This window comes from Candidatus Palauibacter australiensis (assembly GCA_026705295.1).
Taxonomy (GTDB): Bacteria; Gemmatimonadota; Gemmatimonadetes; order Palauibacterales; family Palauibacteraceae; genus Palauibacter; species Palauibacter australiensis.
Genome location: JAPPBA010000011.1, coordinates 19,080 through 36,507, shown reverse-complemented (window position 1 = coordinate 36,507; position 17,428 = coordinate 19,080). Strand labels below are relative to the sequence as shown.

Below are 17,428 nucleotides of genomic sequence, written 5' to 3'. Positions count from 1 at the left end.
GGCGCCCGGTTCAAACACGGGAACCGGCTGGAACGTGGCCGGGGGGACGCCGATCAGTCCGACCGAGTCACCTGCGGAGTTGAAGATCGCGATGGGGTAGCGCAGAGAAAACCCGATGTAAATTGAGTCGCCCGCGACATCGAACGAGAAGAGCCCGATCGAGCTCCAGTACGGTCTTTCGATCGGAAGGTAGGGGAGCCGATACGCGCTCCAGGCCGACTCGCCCGCCGTCCACCGCTGCAGCAGCATGGGGCGTTCGAAGAACCGCGAGACGCCCTCGCGCTGGTCTCCGAGGGGCATGTACAGGACCAGATCCTCCCCTAAAGGCTCGACGCGGCGCGGAACCCCGGGCAGCCGCACGACCGTGTCGGGGCGCAAACCGCCCGTGAGGTAGGTGAGCCTGCCCTGGCCGGCGTCGACCACCGCGACACGGCCGGAGGACTCTTCGGCCAAACCGCTGATGCCGCGGAACTCGAACGGACCCTCGCCGAATCGTCCGAACGCCGCCTCGAGTCGCCCCTGCTCGTCGTAGCTCCGGACCCTGGGGAGCTGTCCGTCGCTCAGCAGGAAGCCCCCCGCCGCGCGTTCCGCAAAGCGACCCGGCGTGGCGATGGAGTCCTCCGGGTCCTCGCCCAGCGTGATCACCGCGTCGATCCTGAACACCTCGTCAAGCGGACCCGGGATCGCACGATGCTCCGAGTCGGGGGCGGCGGCGCAGGCTGCGCCCGCGATGAGTGCGGGGATGAAGACGACCGCGCGCGTGGCGGGCAGGTGTGTGGACTGCACGAAACTACGGGAAGCGGCGGACCGACTCGGCGACGAGGCGCTGGAAGTCGGCCTGGGCGAGTCTTGTCGTCTCCAGGACTTCCTCGTGATTCAGCGGTTCGTCGAGGACTCCCGCCGCGTAATTCGTGAGGCAGGAGACGGCGACGCACCGGATGCCGAGGGCGCGGGCCGCGATGACCTCGGGCACGGTGGACATGCCGACGGCGTCGGCGCCGAGCGCCCGCAGCATGCGGATCTCGGCCGGGGTCTCGAAGGCGGGGCCGTGCATCGCCGCGTAGACGCCCTCGTGGAGCGCCTGGCCCAGGTCGGAGGCGGTTTCGCGGACGATCGCCCGCAGTCTCGGGTCATGGGCGAACGTCAGGTCGGGGAAGCGATTCTCCGTACCCACCACCGGACCAAAGAGCGGGCTCGTGCCGGTCAGGTTCAGGTGGTCGGCGATCAGCATCAGTTCGCCGGGGTGCCAGCCCTCCCGGATCGCTCCCGCCGCGTTCGAGAGGAAGAGGACGGGGATGCCCAGCGCCGCCGCGACGCGCACGTAGAAGACGACGCGGTCCGGCGGGCCGCCCTCGTAGAGGTGGACGCGTCCGCTCAGGCCGAGCACGGGCCGGCCGGCGAGTGTTCCGACGAGCGCGTGGCCGGCGTGCCCGATGACCGTGGGGCGCGGCCAGCCGGGGAGATCCTCGTAGGGCACCCGCACCGGATCCTCGATCTCCTCCCCGAGCCCGCCGAGTCCCGAACCCATCGTGATCGCGACGTCCGGTACGGCGCCGTCCAGCCGGTCCCCGATGCGGGCTCGCAGTGCCGCGGCCGCCGCCTCGACGGCGGCCCGGATGTCCGAGGCACGCGTCACGCGAGGACTCCGGCCAGCGTCGCAGTCATCCAGGTCGCGACCGTCCCGCCGAGCATCGCCCGCAGGCCGAGCTTCGACAGGTCCTCGCGGCGGCCGGGGGCGATCCCTCCGATGCCCCCGATCTGGATCGCGATCGAGCTGAAGTTCGCGAATCCGGTCAGCGCGTAGGTGCACATGATGAGCGACTTGTTCGAGAGCTGAAGGTCGCCGGCGAGCCCGGCGCCGAGATTCGTGAAGGCGAGGAACTCGTTCGCGACCATCTTCACGCCGAACAACGTCCCGACGTCGACCGCGTCGGCCCACGGCACGCCGATGAGCCAGGCGACCGGCGCGAAGACCCAGCCGAAGATCCGCTCGAGCGTGATTCCCTCCACGCCGAACAACCCCGTCACCCAGCCGATGATGCCGTTCCCCAAGGCGATGATGGCGAGGAAGGCGAGGAGCATGGCCCCCACGTTCAGGGCCAGCTTCAGCCCGTCTCCGGCCCCTCCGGCCGCCGCGTCGATCACGTTCGCGTGCGCCTGCGGCGGGTCGATGTCCAGCGTGCCGCGCGTCTCGGGTTCGTCCGTCTCGGGCATCAGCATCTTGCTCACAACGACCCCCGCCGGCGCCGCCATGATGCTCGCCGCCAGGAGGTGCCCCGCGATCCCCGGGAACACCCCCACGAGGATCGCGACGTACGCGGCCAGCGCGCCGCCCGCCACAGTCGCGAAGCCCCCCGTCATCACGGTGTTGAGTTCGGACATCGTCATCCGGTCCACGAAGGGCCGGATGAGGAGCGGCGCCTCCGTCTGGCCGACGAAGATGTTGCCGGCGGCCGAGGTCGTCTCCGCGCCGCTCGTCCCGAGGGTACGCTGCATCGCCCACGCGACGCCCCGCACCACGCGCTGCATGAACCCCAGGTGATAGGCGAGGGCCATGAGAGAGGAGAAGAAGATGATCGTGGGCAGGACGCTGAAGGCGAAATTCGCGCCGATGTTCACCACACCGCCCCCGCCCCCGTCGACCGGAGTCCCGTAGTCCACGAGCGACCCGAACACGAAGCGGGATCCGGCGTTCGTGTATCCGATGAGCGCGACGAAGATGTCGTTGACGGCGCTGAAGAAGGTGTGACCGATCCCCGTCTTGAGAACGAGGAGCGCGAAGGCGATCTGAAGCCCGAGCCCCTTCGCGACGAGCGGCCACGAGATCGACTTCCGGTGGGCCGAGCAGAGCCACACCGTCGTGAGCAGGAAGGCGATCCCGAGCAGGCCCCGCGCCAGGCGGGAGAAGAACGGTTCGTCGATCGCGCCCCCCACTCCCTCGAGCCCCTGCGCCGCCAGCGGCGCCGCGCCCGCGGCCAGGCCGACACCCAGCACGGCGACCACGGTGAGGAGCAGCCGCCCCTCCCGCGGCATCGCGGAGGGCGCCGCGGCTGCGGAGCGTGGTGGGTCGCGACGCTGGGACATCGGCGCACTCCGGCTGAGGGTTCGGGGCGACGGGAGCCCGGGGAACATACCCCGTCCCGTCTTCCGCGCCACAACCCCGCCCCTTTTCATGCCACTTTGGCACTCCGCGCCGGAGCGTGGCGCCCCCGAGTGCCATTTTGTCGGAAAAGGCGGCGCACAGGCGGCCCCCGGCGCGGCACGGCGATTGCAACGTGTTTCTTCGTTCGCGGGCGCGCCGGAAGGAGGCGGCGCCCTGCGATTGGGACCTGGGACGGAACCAGCGGAAACAGCGGACAAGCAAAAGCCAAGGAAAACCAATGGGCAAGATCATCGGAATCGATCTCGGGACGACGAACTCGGTCGTCGCGGTAATGGAAGGTGGAGACCCGGTCGTCATCCCGAGCGCGGAGGGCGCGCGCACCACGCCCTCGGTGGTCGCCTTCACGAAGGAGGGTGAGCGGCTCGTCGGGCAGGTCGCCAAGCGGCAGGCCGTCACCAATCCCCTCAACACCGTCGCCTCGATCAAGCGCTTCATGGGCCGCAAGCGGTCCGAGGTGGGCGAGGAGATGAAGCTCGTCACCTACGACATCCAGGGCGACAACCAGGACCGCGTGCAGGTCAGGATTGCACACGCCGACAAGACCTTCACGCCGCCCGAACTCTCGGCCATGGTGCTGCAGAAGATGAAGCAGACGGCCGAGGACTACCTGGGGCAGGAGGTGACGGAGGCGGTGATCACGGTCCCGGCCTACTTCAACGACGCCCAGCGCCAGGCGACGAAGGACGCGGGCCGCGTGGCCGGCCTCACGGTCCGCCGGATCATCAACGAGCCGACGGCCGCGGCGCTCGCCTACGGCCTCGACAAGAAGTCGGACGAGAAGATCGCCGTATTCGACCTCGGCGGCGGTACCTACGACATCTCCGTGCTCGAACTCGGGGATGGCGTGTTCGAGGTGAAGGCCACAAACGGCGACACGCACCTCGGCGGAGACGACTTCGACCAGCGCCTCATCAACTGGCTCGTGGACGAGTTCAAGAAGGACCAGGGGATCGACCTGTCGGCCGACCCGATGGCGCTGCAGCGCCTCAAGGAGGCGGCGGAGAAGGCGAAGATCGAGCTCAGCTCGACGATGCAGACCGACATCAACCTCCCCTTCATCACGGCCGATGCCTCGGGGCCCAAGCACCTCAACCTCGCCCTCACGCGGGCGAAGTTCGAGCAGTTGGTCGACGACCTCATCCAGCGCACGATTCCGCCTATGGAGAAGGCGCTGGCGGACGCCGGCCTTTCCGTCGACGAGATCGACGAGGTCATCCTGGTCGGCGGCTCGACCCGGATTCCCAAGATCCAGGCAGTCGTGAAGGATTTCTTCGGCCAGGACCCGCACAAGGGCGTGAACCCGGACGAGGTCGTGGGCATCGGGGCCGCGATCCAGGGCGGCGTGCTCGGCGGCGACGTGAAGGACGTACTGCTGCTCGACGTCACTCCGCTCTCGCTCGGGATCGAGACGCTGGGCGGGGTCATGACGTCGCTCATCGAGCGCAACACGACGATCCCCACGAAGAAGTCGGAGATCTTCTCGACCGCGGAGGACAACCAGAACACGGTCGACATCCACGTGCTCCAGGGCGAGCGGAAGATGGCGAGCGGCAACAAGACGATCGGCCGCTTCCAGCTCACGGGCATCCCGCCCGCGCCGCGCGGCGTGCCTCAGGTCGAAGTCACCTTCGACATCGACGCGAACGGCATTCTGCACGTGAGCGCCCAGGACAAGGCGACGGGCAAGGAGCAGAAGATTCGCATCGAGGCGTCTTCGGGGCTCTCCGACGCCGAGATCGAGAGCATGGTGAGGGACGCGGAATCTCACGCGGCGGAGGACCAGGAGCGTCGCGAGACCGTCGAAACCCGCAACCGGCTCGACTCCCTCGTGTACCAGACGGAGAAGAACCTCGAAGACTGGAAGGAGTCGCTCGACGACGCGGACCGATCCGCGATCGAGGAGACGCTGGAGCGGGGGCGGGCCGCGCTCAAGCAGGACGACACCGAGGAAGTGGCCGCGGCAACCACCGCCATCCAGGAAGCGGTCGGCGCGGCGGCGCAGAAGATGTACGCCGCGGCCGGGATGGGGGCCGACGCCTCTCCGGGCGACATGCCGGGCGGCGGCGACGGAGAGGCCGAAGTCGAGGTGGAGGCGGACGACGCCGGCGAAGTGGAAGTCGTCGAGGCGGACTACGAGATCGTCGAGGAATCCGACGACAAGTAGCCCTCCGCCGGCAACGTCTCACCGCGCGGCCCGGGAGCCCGCCCCACGGGCAACCCCGGGTCGCGCGCCGTTCATCTCATGGTTCGGCGTTTCGGGGGTGACGGACCCGGTCCGGTCGCCGTCCTTGGAGCGGTAGTTGGAGAAACGCCACTTCGGTCTGCTATATTCGCACTTCGGCCGTGGAGTCGCGGCCGGTGAGAGGGAGATAGAGAGATGAGCGATTCGCTGCGTACTCGACTGAATCTGCTGATCGCGACGACGATCGCGTTCGCGTTCGGCGTGGGGCTGGCTTCGGTGCTGGACCTGACCCCGGTTTCGATCGCGGCGGACGGCAACCGGGACCCGGGGTGGGTGATCGGGGCCCCCGCGAGCGCCGGGATGACGATGGCGAACGGCTTCGCCGACGTGACGGAGCGCGTGGCTCCCGCGGTCGTGACGATCTACCTGACGGCGGAGCGGGAGACCGCCTCCCCGTTCCCGCCGGGCTTCGAACCGCCGCCCGGGTTCGAGTTCCCGCCGGGATTCGAGTTCCCGCCCGATTCCGCCCGGAACCGCGAGGAGGAGCGGCGGCCACAGACCGTCGAGTGGAGCGGATCCGGCTTCATCGTCTCGGAGGCCGGCTATGTGGTCACGAATAACCACGTGGTCGCGGGCGCGGAGCGCATCGACGTCGAGCTTCACGACGGACGGCTCTTCGACAACGTGGAACTCGTGGGGCGCGATCCGCAGACCGACGTGGCGCTGCTCAGGCTCGAGGTGGACGACATCGCCGTCCTTCCCATCGGCTCCAGCGACGCGACCGCCGTCGGCGAGTGGGTGCTCGCCATCGGGAGTCCCGGCTTCCGGACGGCACCGGGACCGCTGCTCTCATCCGTGACCGCGGGGATCGTCTCCGCCAAGGGGCGCAACATCTCCATCCTCCGGAACCGCAACCCGCTCGCGATCGAGGACTTCATCCAGACGGATGCGGTCATCAACCGGGGCAACTCGGGCGGGCCGCTGGTGAATGCGGCGGGGGAGGTGATCGGCATCAACACGGCGATCCTGTCGACGACGGGCAGCTACCAGGGGTACGGCTTCGCGGTCCCGATCGAACTCGCCCGCGAGGTCGTCGACGACCTGATCGAGTTCGGGGAGGTGCGGCGGGCGCTCATCGGCGTCTCGATTACCGACGTCGACGCCGCGGATGCCGCCTTCTACGGCCTGGAGCGCGTCGAGGGCGCGAAGATCCAAACCTTCTCCTTCGACGACAGTCCCGCCCTGCTGGCCGGACTCGAAGGTGGCGATGTCATCGTCGGCGTGGCGGGGGAGCCCGTCTCAGGTGTTTCGGAACTGCAGCGGCGGATCCGCGCCTTCGAGCCGGGGGAGACGGTGGAACTGGACGTCGTGCGCCGCTCCACGCTTGAGCGAGACCGGGCGCGCGTCCGCCTCATCTCGGCGGACGACGACTCGCCGCCACCGGTCGCGGCACGCTCCGAGCCGACCGAGGCGACCGGCGATGCCCTCGGTCTCGCGGTAGAGGATGACGCAGAAGTCGAAGCCCGTGAACATGCGCGATACAGGATCGACCCCGGGTTCAAGGGTGTCGTGATCGTCGGCGGAGATCGGAGGGGCGCGGTGGGGCGGCTGCGCCTTCCCGAGGGGACGCTCATCGTCGACATCAACGGCGAGGAGATTCAAGGGCGGGCCGACTACGAGCGCATCATCTCCGGGTTGGGGCCCGGCGATGCGCTGAGCGTGCAACTCGATATTCTGCTGCCCGACGGGCGTCGACAGAACGCTTTCCGGAGCGTCGTGATCCCGGAACGCTGACCAGCGAAGTACCGGGCGGGGCGGGGGTTCCTGCTTGCCCCCGTTCCGGCCGGCGCCGACATTCCCGGCCGATCCCGGCGCTGCGTTCGACCTGGCGGGTTCGCGCGAAAGTGGCGGAATTGGCAGACGCGCCAGCCTTAGGAGCTGGTGGCCCTTGGCCGTGGGGGTTCGAGTCCCCCCTTTCGCATTTCGTGCCGTTAACCGCGTGCAGACACCAGTGTTGGTGCCGCAGTAATCCGCTGCGGAGACACGAGCGGGAGCCAAACCGACCTTGAGCGCAGCCGATTCACAAGCCGCCGCGGCGGATCCGTTCGACGTCGCGATCAAGCAGGAGAACGACTACCTGCGCCGTCTCGACGTGTCGGTGGACCGCGCGCAGGTGGCAGCGACGCGGCGCCGGGAAGCCGCCAGACTCCGGAAGACGACCCGCATCAAGGGGTTCCGGAAGGGGAAGGTTCCGGTGCGGATCGTCGAGGAACGCTACGGTCCCCTCATCGACGAACGGACGGTCGATGCGCTCGTCAACCGGGCGTTTCGGGACGCCGTACGGCGGCACGAGCTCTCCACAATCGGGGAGCCCGTCGTGAGCGAGCTGGATTACCAGCCCGGGGAGCGGCTCTCGTTCCGCATCGACGTAGAGGTGATGCCGGCGATCGAGCTTGCGCGGACCGGAGGGTTCCGGGTGAAGCGGCGCGAGGTGGCCGTCGCGGATGCGGACATCGACGAGGTCATCGAGAACATCCGCAAGGAGAACGCCGTGCTCCAGCCCGTGGACCGGGCGCCGCGGAGCGGGGATGTCGTCGCCGTGGCGATCAGGGAGCAAGAGGGAGGCGACGGCGCCGCGGAGAAACCGTATCGGTTCGAGTTGGGCGCGGGCTACGCGATTCCGGATGTCGAAGACGCGATCCTCACGCTCACGCCGGGCGAGGAAGGCACGTTCACGGTCTCCTACCCGGACGATTTCGGGTCCGAGGATCTTGCGGGCACCACCCGGTCGCTGCAGATCCGCCTCGACGATGTCCGTGCCAGCGAGCTTCCGGACCTCACGGACGAGTTCGCGAGCGAGATCGGCAATTTCGGGACGCTGGCGGAACTTCGAGAAGCGGTGGAAAAGGAACTCCTGGCGCGGGGTGAACGTCAGGCGGAGGAGGAAGTCGGAGAACAACTTCTCGATGCGGTGATCGAAGCCAACGCGTTCGAGGTGCCGCCGAGTCTCACGTCGCGTTATCTTGACCGGGTGATCGACGCCCCCGAGGGAGCGGATCCCGAACGGGTCGAGGAGGCCCGCAAGTCGGTGACCCCCCAGGTGGAGCGTCAGATCAAGCGGGACCTGGTACTCGAGCGACTCATCGAGGATCAGGGGCTCGACCTGTCGAGCGAGGAATTCGACGAGCGCCTGTCGGAACTGGGGAAGGCGAGGGGCAAGAGCCTGGTGGAGATACGCCGCGAGCTCGCGAAGGAGAAGCAGCTCGATCCGCTCCGCCGCCGTTTTGCCATCGACAAGGCGTTCCGGTTTCTGATCGACGGCTCGGACGTGAATTGATGGGCTTCGCTAACCACGTGAGGGACTGATTTGAGCACGATATTCGCACCGTACGTCATCGAACGGTCGAGCCGCGGGGAACGCACGTACGACATCTTCTCGCGTCTCCTCATGGACCGGATCGTCTTCCTCGGGGCTCCGATCAACGACGATGTGGCGAACGTGGTGATCGCCCAGTTGCTCTTCCTCGAGGCGGACAACCCGGAGCGGGAGATCCACATCTACATCAACTCGCCGGGGGGGAGCGTCCAGGCGGGACTCGCGATCTACGACACGATGCAGTTCCTGAACGCTCCGGTGGCGACGATGTGCATGGGGATGGCGGCGTCGATGGGAGCGTTCCTGCTCGCCGCCGGCACGCCCGGCAGGCGGCGCTCGCTGCCGAACGCGCGGATCATGATCCACCAGCCTTCCGGCGGCTCCTACGGGACGGCGGCGGACATCGAGATTCAGGCGAAGGAAATCCTCAACGCCCGCGAGCGGCTGAACCGGATTCTCGCCGATCACACCGGGCAGGACCTCGAGCGGATCGCCGAGGATGTCGACCGCGACCGCTTCATGTCCCCCGAGGAAGCGCGGGAGTACGGGCTCATCGACCTGGTGGTCGCGCGCGAAGCGGAGGTCGACGGCAAGAACGGCCGACCCGGCCCCGCCGTCGCCAAGTAGCGCCGGGGCAACCCGAGGGACCGAGGGGAGGCGACGATGCCGAGCGACAAGCACCTGCGCTGCTCCTTCTGCGGCAAGTCCAAGGACGCCGTGCAGAAGTTCATCTCCGGACCCAACGTCTATATCTGCAACGAGTGCATCTCGCTCTGTAACGAGATCCTCGCCGAGGAAGAGGAACGCGAGCAGGGCGGGCGCTTCACGGAGATCCCGACGCCGTGCGAGATCAAGGCGACGCTCGACGAGTACGTGATCGGGCAGGAGATCGCGAAGAAGACGCTCTCGGTCGCCGTCTACAATCACTACAAGCGGATCAACCACCGCAGTCTCGTCGACGACGTCGAGATCGAGAAGTCGAATATCCTGCTTCTCGGTCCCACGGGGGTCGGCAAGACGCTGCTCGCGCAGACGCTGGCGCGGATTCTCCAGGTCCCGTTCACGATCGCGGACGCGACGACGCTCACCGAGGCGGGGTATGTGGGGGAGGATGTCGAGAACATCCTCGTCCGGCTCCTGCAGGCGGGCGAATACAACGTGGCGGAGTGCGAGCGCGGCATCGTCTACATCGACGAAATCGACAAGATCGCGCGCAAATCGGACAATCCGTCGATCACGCGCGATGTCTCCGGCGAGGGCGTCCAGCAGGCGCTGCTCAAGATCCTCGAGGGGACGGTGGCGTCCGTGCCTCCGCAGGGCGGGCGCAAGCATCCGCAGCAGGAGTACATCCAGATCGACACGCGGAATATTCTCTTCATCTGCGGCGGCGCCTTCGATGGCCTCGAGGAGATCATCCAGGAACGGCAGGGGCGTCGGCAGATCGGCTTCCGCGATGACTTCATCGCTGAGAGCGTGGCGCCGAACGATGAGGATAACCTCCTCGCCTGCGTCGAACCCGAAGACATGCTCCGCTACGGGCTGATCCCCGAACTCGTCGGCCGGCTACCGGTGCTCGTTGCGCTGCACGATCTCGACGAGGATGCGCTGGTGGAGATCCTGCAGCGCCCGAAGAACGCGTTGCTCAAGCAGTACACGAAGATGTTCGAACTCGAGGGTGTGGGTCTCACGCTCGACCCGGAGGCGCTGCGCGCGATCGCGCGCAAGACGATCGACCGCGGGACGGGCGCCCGCGGACTGAGGGCCGTGATGGAATCCATCATGCTCGACGTGATGTTCGACCTGCCGGGTCGCATGGACATCCGCGAGGTCGTCGTCACGCGGGAAACCGTCGAAGAGAGCAACCAGCCGCTCCTCATCCTGGAGCCCGGGGCCAAGCGCAGGGAGGCGTAGAGGGTCCGTGCCGCCGGCCGACAGGGTCGCGCGCGTCAGGACGGCCGAGTTCGTCGGCGCGGTCGGCGCGGCCGGCCAGAAGCCGCCGCGCGACCTCCCCCAGATCGCGATCGCCGGGCGCTCGAACGTCGGAAAGTCCTCGCTGCTCAACCGGCTCGTGGGGCGGAAGAGCCTCGCGCGAACCTCGAAGCAGCCCGGGCGCACGCGCGAGATCAACTTCTTCCTCGTCAACGACCGGTATCTGCTCGTCGATCTGCCGGGCTATGGGTTCGCGAAGGCGCCGAAGACGGTGCGGAGAAGGTGGGGACGGCTGATCGACGAGTATCTGCGCCGGACGCCGAAGCTGCTTGGACTCGTGCTGCTCGTGGACGCGCGCCGCGGACTCATGGACGACGATGAGCGGATGATCGCGTTCCTGGGGGCGACCGGGACGCCGACGCTCTTCGCGCTCACGAAGACGGACAAGCTGAACCGGTCCGGGCGACGGCGGGCGACGGAGAAGCTGCGCGAGGCGCTCGAACTCGATGCGGACCAGCTGGTCGAGACGTCCGCGCGCACCGGCGCCGGGATCGACACGCTGCGGGAGAGCATCGCCGCCCTCCTTGCCGAGGCGGAGACCGGCTAACCACCCGAACAGCGCGCACGTTGTGGCCACGGGCCAGGGCGGAGAGGAGACGCGATGAGAAAGCTCATCATCGGACTGCTCGGGCTCTTTCGGCGCCTTTCGCTCGCGGCGCGGAGGCTGCGGGGCCGGACGCCCGCGGACGTCGCCGCGCAGCGCGTGGTCAGCGGCAAGGCCTGGGACGAATTCTGCGACACGCTGAAGTCGGCAGGGGCCGCGCTGACCTTCCCCGGCGCGCCGCGCGACCCGTTCAACCAGGCGGAGGGCTACCGGTATCTCAGCCGGCTGGCCCGCGGGGGGCTCATGGCCTTCGTGGAACACGCCGACCCCCGCGCGCCCGTGCTGCACCGCGTGGCCCACGAGACGGTGAAGCTGGGCAGCGACAACCCGGACAACTATTACCAGACGGCCGCCATTCACGGCGACTTCGAGTACCGAATCTCCGGGCTGCGCAACACCGTGACGTACCTCGGCTTCGGGACGCAGGCCGGCCACTACGGACAGAGCGGAGGCCTGCCCCCGACCGGCTACATCGAGGCGGGCGAGATCGAGATCGGCGAGGATGGGACCTTCGAACTCGTCGTCAGCCGCCGGCGCCACGACGGAAACTGGCTCCCGATGACGGCGGAGAGCCGCACATTGATCGTGCGCCAGACCTTCCTCGACCGGGAGACCGAGGCGCCGGCCGACCTTCACATCGAGCGCATCGGGTGCGCGGAGGAAGAGAAGCGACCCCGCCCGCTCACGCCGGAGCAGATCGACGAGGGACTGAGGTCCGCGGGCACGCTGGTGGCAGGGGCGGCGATGCTGTTCGCGAACTGGGCGCGGGGCTTCCGGAAACACTCGAACACGCTGCCCATGTTCGATCCGGACGTGTCGCTCCAGGCGGGCGGCGACCCGAATATCGTCTACTATCACAGTCATTGGGCCGTGGCCGACGACGAAGCGCTCCTCATCGAAGCGGTGCCGCCCGAGTGCGAGCACTGGAACTTCCAACTGAACAACTACTGGATGGAGTCGCTGGACTACCGCTACCACACCATCCACACGAACAAACACCTGGCGCACCACGAGAAGGACGGTTCCGTACGCCTCGTCGTCTCCCACGTGGATCCCGGGCTCCCGAACTGGCTGGAAACGGCAGGCCACACGTCGGGGACGATGTGTTTCCGGTGGATACGGGCGGTGGAGCACCCGCAGCCGCGAACGCGGCTCGTGAAGCTGTCGGAGCTGCGCGCGCTCCGCGAGGCTTAGCGGCCCGGTGCGGACCTCGACGGAGTACCGCAGGCCGTACCGCCCCCTGTCTGTGTCCCTCTTCAACCGGGTGGGGCGGGCGGCCCTGAGGTTTGGCTTCGGCGGTTCGCTGGACGTCGACCGCATGATCGCCGCCGCGAGGCGACGGACGGGACTGTCCGACTTCGGCGACGAGTGGTTCCTGGAGCCCCTCGAGGTGCTCGTCGAATCGATCAACGCGGAGGCTCGACTGACGCCGCTCGGTACGGCGATTCAGCGCGCGCGGATCGTATCTGCCCTGGCGATTCGGCTGCGCGCGGAGCGGTTGCTTCGGGAGCACCCGGAGATTCTCGACGTGGACCTGGGGCGAATCCTCCTCATCGCGGGACTGCAGCGCACCGCGACGACGATGTTGCACCGGTTGCTTGCGGCGGATCCGGGCACTCGCGCCCTGAGTGCATGGGAAGTCCTCAGTCCCGTACCTCTCAAGCGCGAGGGGACGAGGGCTCCGCGGCGCCGCATGCGGCAGGCGAAACGGGCCGCGCGGGCGATCGGGTTCCTGGCGCCCGATTTCCGCGCCGTCCACCCCATGGCCTGGGACGCGCCGGAGGAGGATGTCCTGCTGCTCGATCTCTCGTTCATGAGCCAGGCGCCGGAAGCGGCGATGCACGTGCCGAGCTATTCGCGCTGGCTCGAAGCCCGGGACCACACGAAGTGCTACGCGTACCTGTTCACGATGTTGAAGATCCTGCACTGGCAGCGGCCGGGCGACCGCTGGGTGCTGAAGACGCCGCACCACATGGAATACCTCGACGTCATCCTCGATGTCTTCCCCGACGTGTGCGTCATCCAGACGCATCGCGACCCGAAGAGGTCGGTGCCGTCGTTCTGCAGCATGGTGGCGCACGGACGCGGCATCTTCAGCGACCATGTGGATCCGGTGGAGATCGGGGCGCACTGGATGAGGAAGATCCGCCGGATGATGGAGCGCTCCATGACCGTGCGGCGAGGCGCGGACGAAGGCGTGTTCATCGATGTATCGTTCTACGACCTGATCGCGGACTCGCTCGGCGAGTTGCGCAGGATCTACGGGGCCGCGGGAATCGAGTTCACGGAGGAGGCCGCGGCCGCCGCAAGAGCCGTTTCCGAGCGAAGCGGGAAGGACAGCCTCGGGAGGCACGTCTACTCGCCGGCCAGCTTCGGTCTGGACGGCGAGACCATGGACGGACACTCCGCTGCCTACCGGCGCGAATACCGGATACCGGACGAGGTCGTCACGTGAAATACAACCGGAAGCTGAGGGCATTTGCCAGCGGGGTCGTCGATCGTTTCTTCCAACGCCCCACGCTGAGCCCCGTCCCGGAGCGCGTCCGCCTCGACGGAAGGGTTTGCCTGATCACCGGGGCCAACCGGGGGCTCGGCAAAGCAGTGGCGATCGACCTGGCGAGCCGCGGCGCCGAAGTGCTCATGGCCTGCCGCGGCGGACACCCCGACGCGGGGGAGGACGTCAGGCGGCTCGCGGGTTCCGACACGGTCGACATGCTTCGCGTCGATCTCGCGGACCTCGACTCGGTGCATGCGCTCTGCGACCGTCTCACGCGCGAGCGCCGGAGGGTGGACGTCCTCGTCCTCAACGCCGGCGTGATGCCGGCGAAGGCACGGAGGTCGGCCCAGGGTTACGAGTTGATGTTCGCGGTCCATTTCCTGGCCAACCGCGTACTCATCGACCGACTCCTGGCGGACGGCGTCGTACGGCCGGGCGGTCCCGGTGGAGAGACCCCCAGAATCGTCTTCATCGTGTCCGAGACGCATCGGGCCGCCGAGTCGATCAACTTCGGCAATTTCGGCGCCTTTACCGACTACGGCCTGAAGGACGGCTTGAAGTACTATGCGTTGAGCAAACTGCACCTGTGCACCTACGCGCAGGAGCTGTCGCGCCGGCTGAACCCGGAGGGAGAGGTGCGGATCGCCGTGAACTCGCTGTGCCCGGGGGCGGTCGACTCCGACCTCATGCGGGAGGCGCCGTGGTTTCTTAGACCCCTGCTCTACCCGGCGAAGCGCCTGCTCTTCGCGGCGCCCCGCAAGGCGGCGGCGCCCGTGACCCATGCGTGCTGCGCGGAGGACATGGGCCGGCGCAGCGGGGTCTATCTGCACCTGATGCGGGAGAAGGAGATGTCCGCGCCGGCCATGGACGCCGCCGCCGGAGCGCGCCTGTGGCGGGAGAGCGAGGCGCTGCTGGCGCGACACCCGCGAACCGGAGAAGGGGGTCCGCGCGGGTCGGCCCCGGGTGAATCGGAGTGAAACCGCAGCGGAAGGGCAGCGGCTTGTTGATCGCCCTGTTCAAAGGGCACGTGCGTTCGGAACCCGTGGAGATCGATGCGCCGATCGAACGGGTGTGGGACATCCTCACCGACTTCGAGCGCTACGGGGAATGGAACCGGTTCACGCCTTCGGTCGCCACGGACTTCGAGATCGGCTCGCCGGTCGAGCTTTACGTCCGGATGGGACCCTGGAGACTGAAGCAGGTCGAACGGATCGAGGCCGTCGAGCCGCCGCACCTCATCGCCTGGAGCACGACGATGGGCCACCGCTTCCTGATCTCGGCCCTGCGCGAGCAGCGGCTGGAAGCCATCGGAGCGGGGCGCTGCCGCTACCGGACGTGGGATGACTTCTCCGGCCTCCTCATCCCGCTCGTGATGCTGCTCTTCGGCGGGTTCGTGCGCCGCGGGTTCAACGACGTCGCGCGAGGGCTGAAAGCGCGTGCGGAGGCCGGCATCGCCGGGTGACGCGGCCCGCGCCAGTTGGGGCACGAGGGTGGCAGCCCGTGGCTGCTAATGTTCGATGCCGTACTTGCGGATCTTGCGGTAGATGGTGCGCTCGCCGATGCCGAGAGCCTCCGCGGCCCTGCGCCGGTTGCCCCCGGCCTGGCGGAGCACGGCGATGATCGCCGCGCGCTCAATCTCCTCCATCGTCATCCCGGGCCGGATCGCGATCATGTCCGCCTCCTCCGGGTCGGGGCCGTCCCCGGTCGCTGAGGCGACGTCGGCGCCGGCCGCATCGATCGCCTCGACCGCGTCGGTGATGTCGATCTCGATCGCATCCTCGATGTCCTCCGCCGCTCCGCGCGGGGCGGGGCCCGGAGGGAGTTGGCGAGCGCCCGACCTGTAGGCCTCGAACTCCCGCTTGAGGTCATCGATGTCCACCTTGAGGTCGACGAGGGTGCGGAAGACGAACGCGAGTTGCGGTGAACTCGGGATGGCTCCGGCGCCCGCGTCGACCGAAGGCGCGATGCGCGCCGGAGACGGCACGAGGCTCACGCCGCCCGACCGGATCTCGGGCGGGATGTCTTCGGGACGGATGACGGAACCGGGCGCGAGCACGACCATGGACTCGATCAGGTTGCGGAGTTCCCGGACGTTTCCCGGCCAGTCGTAGTCGAGGAGGATCTGGAGCGCCGCGGGCGCGAGTCCGCGGAATTCCCCGTCGTGCTGGCGGCTGAACTCCGAGATGAAGCGGCGGATGAGCACGGGGATGTCGCGGCGCCGCTCGCGGAGCGGGGGGACGTGGACGTTGAGGACGTTGAGCCGGTAGTACAGGTCGCGGCGGAACTCCCCGGTCTCGACCGCCTGTCTGAGGTCGCGGTTCGTGGCGGCGACGACGCGCACGCTGACCTGGATTTCGTGGTCCCCGCCCACCCGCATGAAGCGGCGACTCTCGAGGACCCTCAGAAGACGCGTCTGGGTGGGGAGCGGCATCTCCGCGATCTCGTCGAGGAGGAGCGTGCCCCCGTCGGCGAGTTCGAACATCCCCCGCCGCAACGACGTCGCTCCGGTGAAGGCGCCCTTCTCGTGCCCGAACAATTCGGATTCGAGCAGCGACTCCGGGAGGGCGGCGCAGTTCACGGCTATGAAGGCCTTGGCGCGCCTCGGGGACAGCCGGTGAAAGGCGCGCGCCACGAGTTCCTTTCCGGTGCCGCTCTCACCCGTAAGGAGAACCGTGCTCATCACGGGGGCGATCATGTGCACCCGCTCGAGGATCTCGCGCACGGCCTCGGTGCGCCCGATGATCCCGGTCTGTCGCTGGAGGTCGTAGCGGTCGAGGTGCGTCTGCAGGACGACCCGCATCTCGTCGGGATCGAAGGGAAGCGAGAGCGCCTCGTCGAGATCGAACGACCGCGCCAGGTGCCGGCGCGCGTCCGGGTGGGCCTCCTCCGTGAGTCCGAGCACGGGAGGGCGCGGAATCTCCGCCTCGAACAGTCCGCGCATCGCGGTGGCGCGCGATTCGCCGGGAGGGCCCGTGAGGACGAGGGCGACCTCGGCCGCCCCGCCCAGCCGTCCGTCGAGTTCGCGCGCGGACTCCACGAACTCGACCTCGTGCCCGTCGGCCTGCACGGCTTGGCGGACGGCGATGGCAGCTTCGACCGCGCGACCGTCGACGAAGACGCGGGCCATCAGCCGCCCGGCGAGGCGTGCACGGTCTCGCCGCGCAGCAGATCGACCGCGTGGTCGATCACGGACTCGAGCGCGGCTAGGCCATCGGAGACGCCGCCGGGGCTCCCGGGCAGATTGATGACGAGCGTCTCGCCGCGGATTCCCGCCAGCCCGCGACCGAGCGCGGCGTACGGCGTGGACCCGGCGCCGGCGCGGCGCAGCATCTCGGCGATCCCCGGCGCGTGGCGCTCGAGGACGGTGCGCGTCGCCTCGGGCGTCACGTCGCGGGCCGCAAGCCCGATGCCGCCGGTGGTAAGGACGACATCGACCCCCCGTACATCGCACCAGTGCAGGAGATGGGAGGCAATCGCGTCTCTGTCGCGGGGCACGACATCCGCGCCGGACAGCGAGTAGGCACGCCCCCGAATCCACTTCCTGATGAGGTCTCCGGAGCCGTCTTCCCGCTCGCCGGCGTGCACGGCATCGGAGATGGTCATGACGGCGATCCGCG

15 protein-coding genes and 1 tRNA gene are annotated in these 17,428 nt (G+C 68.3%); 11 read left to right on the top strand and 5 right to left on the bottom strand.

Translation table 11 applies throughout. From position 1 onward, the window contains the following. From OXN85_00625 to OXN85_00615, 3 genes are all read right to left on the bottom strand, one after another. Positions 1-786, bottom strand: a 786-nt coding sequence (locus tag OXN85_00625) for a hypothetical protein (GenBank protein ID MCY3598463.1), incomplete at its 3' end; no start/stop codon positions are given. Between the two features lie 4 nt (positions 787-790). Then, positions 791-1,636, bottom strand: coding sequence for a purine-nucleoside phosphorylase (locus tag OXN85_00620; protein ID MCY3598462.1), 846 nt, complete (start codon positions 1,634-1,636; stop codon positions 791-793). Further along, positions 1,633-3,084, bottom strand: a complete 1,452-nt coding sequence (locus OXN85_00615) for a NupC/NupG family nucleoside CNT transporter (GenBank protein MCY3598461.1) — start codon at positions 3,082-3,084, stop codon at positions 1,633-1,635. Before OXN85_00615 ends, OXN85_00620 begins: the two co-directional genes overlap by 4 nt. Before the next feature lie 296 nt (positions 3,085-3,380). Here OXN85_00615 and dnaK point away from each other — a divergent pair, with 296 nt between their 5' ends. The 11 genes from dnaK (at position 3,381) to OXN85_00560 (ending at position 15,273) form a co-directional block, all read left to right on the top strand. Beyond that, complete coding sequence (dnaK, locus tag OXN85_00610; protein MCY3598460.1) at positions 3,381-5,327, top strand: molecular chaperone DnaK; 1,947 nt, start codon at positions 3,381-3,383, stop codon at positions 5,325-5,327. Positions 5,328-5,540: 213 nt separating this feature from the next. Next, positions 5,541-7,139, top strand: coding sequence for a trypsin-like peptidase domain-containing protein (locus OXN85_00605; GenBank protein ID MCY3598459.1), 1,599 nt, complete (start codon positions 5,541-5,543; stop codon positions 7,137-7,139). Positions 7,140-7,243: 104 nt separating this feature from the next. Continuing rightward, a tRNA-Leu gene (locus tag OXN85_00600) sits at positions 7,244-7,326 on the top strand. A gap of 84 nt (positions 7,327-7,410) precedes the next feature. Further along, positions 7,411-8,682, top strand: a complete 1,272-nt coding sequence (tig, locus tag OXN85_00595) for a trigger factor (protein MCY3598458.1) — start codon at positions 7,411-7,413, stop codon at positions 8,680-8,682. Between the two features lie 39 nt (positions 8,683-8,721). Further along, complete coding sequence (locus OXN85_00590) at positions 8,722-9,348, top strand: ATP-dependent Clp protease proteolytic subunit (GenBank protein ID MCY3598457.1); 627 nt, start codon at positions 8,722-8,724, stop codon at positions 9,346-9,348. Between the two features lie 36 nt (positions 9,349-9,384). Next, positions 9,385-10,632, top strand: coding sequence for an ATP-dependent Clp protease ATP-binding subunit ClpX (gene clpX, locus OXN85_00585; GenBank protein ID MCY3598456.1), 1,248 nt, complete (start codon positions 9,385-9,387; stop codon positions 10,630-10,632). A 7-nt stretch (positions 10,633-10,639) separates the two neighbouring features. Further along, a complete protein-coding gene (gene yihA / locus OXN85_00580; protein MCY3598455.1) occupies positions 10,640-11,257 on the top strand; it encodes a ribosome biogenesis GTP-binding protein YihA/YsxC in 618 nt (205 codons plus the stop codon). A 54-nt stretch (positions 11,258-11,311) separates the two neighbouring features. Then, positions 11,312-12,508 carry a hypothetical protein gene (locus OXN85_00575; protein ID MCY3598454.1) on the top strand — a complete coding sequence of 399 codons (1,197 nt, stop codon included), beginning with the start codon at positions 11,312-11,314 and terminating at the stop codon, positions 12,506-12,508. A gap of 7 nt (positions 12,509-12,515) precedes the next feature. Then, positions 12,516-13,769: a sulfotransferase gene (locus tag OXN85_00570; protein MCY3598453.1), complete on the top strand. Its 1,254-nt coding sequence runs from the start codon at positions 12,516-12,518 to the stop codon at positions 13,767-13,769. Continuing rightward, positions 13,766-14,788, top strand: coding sequence for an SDR family NAD(P)-dependent oxidoreductase (locus tag OXN85_00565; GenBank protein ID MCY3598452.1), 1,023 nt, complete (start codon positions 13,766-13,768; stop codon positions 14,786-14,788). The genes OXN85_00570 and OXN85_00565 overlap by 4 nt, the downstream gene beginning before the upstream one ends. Next, the gene (locus tag OXN85_00560; GenBank protein MCY3598451.1) at positions 14,785-15,273 is read left to right on the top strand and encodes an SRPBCC domain-containing protein; all 489 of its coding nucleotides are present in this window, start codon (positions 14,785-14,787) and stop codon (positions 15,271-15,273) included. Before OXN85_00565 ends, OXN85_00560 begins: the two co-directional genes overlap by 4 nt. A gap of 45 nt (positions 15,274-15,318) precedes the next feature. Here OXN85_00560 and OXN85_00555 read toward each other — a convergent pair whose 3' ends face one another. Beyond that, the gene (locus OXN85_00555) at positions 15,319-16,938 is read right to left on the bottom strand and encodes a sigma-54 dependent transcriptional regulator (protein MCY3598450.1); all 1,620 of its coding nucleotides are present in this window, start codon (positions 16,936-16,938) and stop codon (positions 15,319-15,321) included. Further along, positions 16,938-17,423 carry a MogA/MoaB family molybdenum cofactor biosynthesis protein gene (locus OXN85_00550; protein ID MCY3598449.1) on the bottom strand — a complete coding sequence of 162 codons (486 nt, stop codon included), beginning with the start codon at positions 17,421-17,423 and terminating at the stop codon, positions 16,938-16,940. The genes OXN85_00555 and OXN85_00550 overlap by 1 nt, the downstream gene beginning before the upstream one ends. Positions 17,424-17,428: the final 5 nt, after the last annotated feature.

What these genes read in the sequence shown, in the direction of transcription:
- OXN85_00615 (MCY3598461.1), bottom strand. Translation starts at nt 3,084, where the DNA reads ATGTCCCAGCGTCGCGACCCACCACGCTCCGCAGCCGCGGCGCCCTCC.
- dnaK (MCY3598460.1), top strand. Translation starts at nt 3,381, where the DNA reads ATGGGCAAGATCATCGGAATCGATCTCGGGACGACGAACTCGGTCGTC.
- OXN85_00605 (MCY3598459.1), top strand. Translation starts at nt 5,541, where the DNA reads ATGAGCGATTCGCTGCGTACTCGACTGAATCTGCTGATCGCGACGACG.
- clpX (MCY3598456.1), top strand. Translation starts at nt 9,385, where the DNA reads ATGCCGAGCGACAAGCACCTGCGCTGCTCCTTCTGCGGCAAGTCCAAG.
- OXN85_00575 (MCY3598454.1), top strand. Translation starts at nt 11,312, where the DNA reads ATGAGAAAGCTCATCATCGGACTGCTCGGGCTCTTTCGGCGCCTTTCG.
- OXN85_00555 (MCY3598450.1), bottom strand. Translation starts at nt 16,938, where the DNA reads ATGGCCCGCGTCTTCGTCGACGGTCGCGCGGTCGAAGCTGCCATCGCC.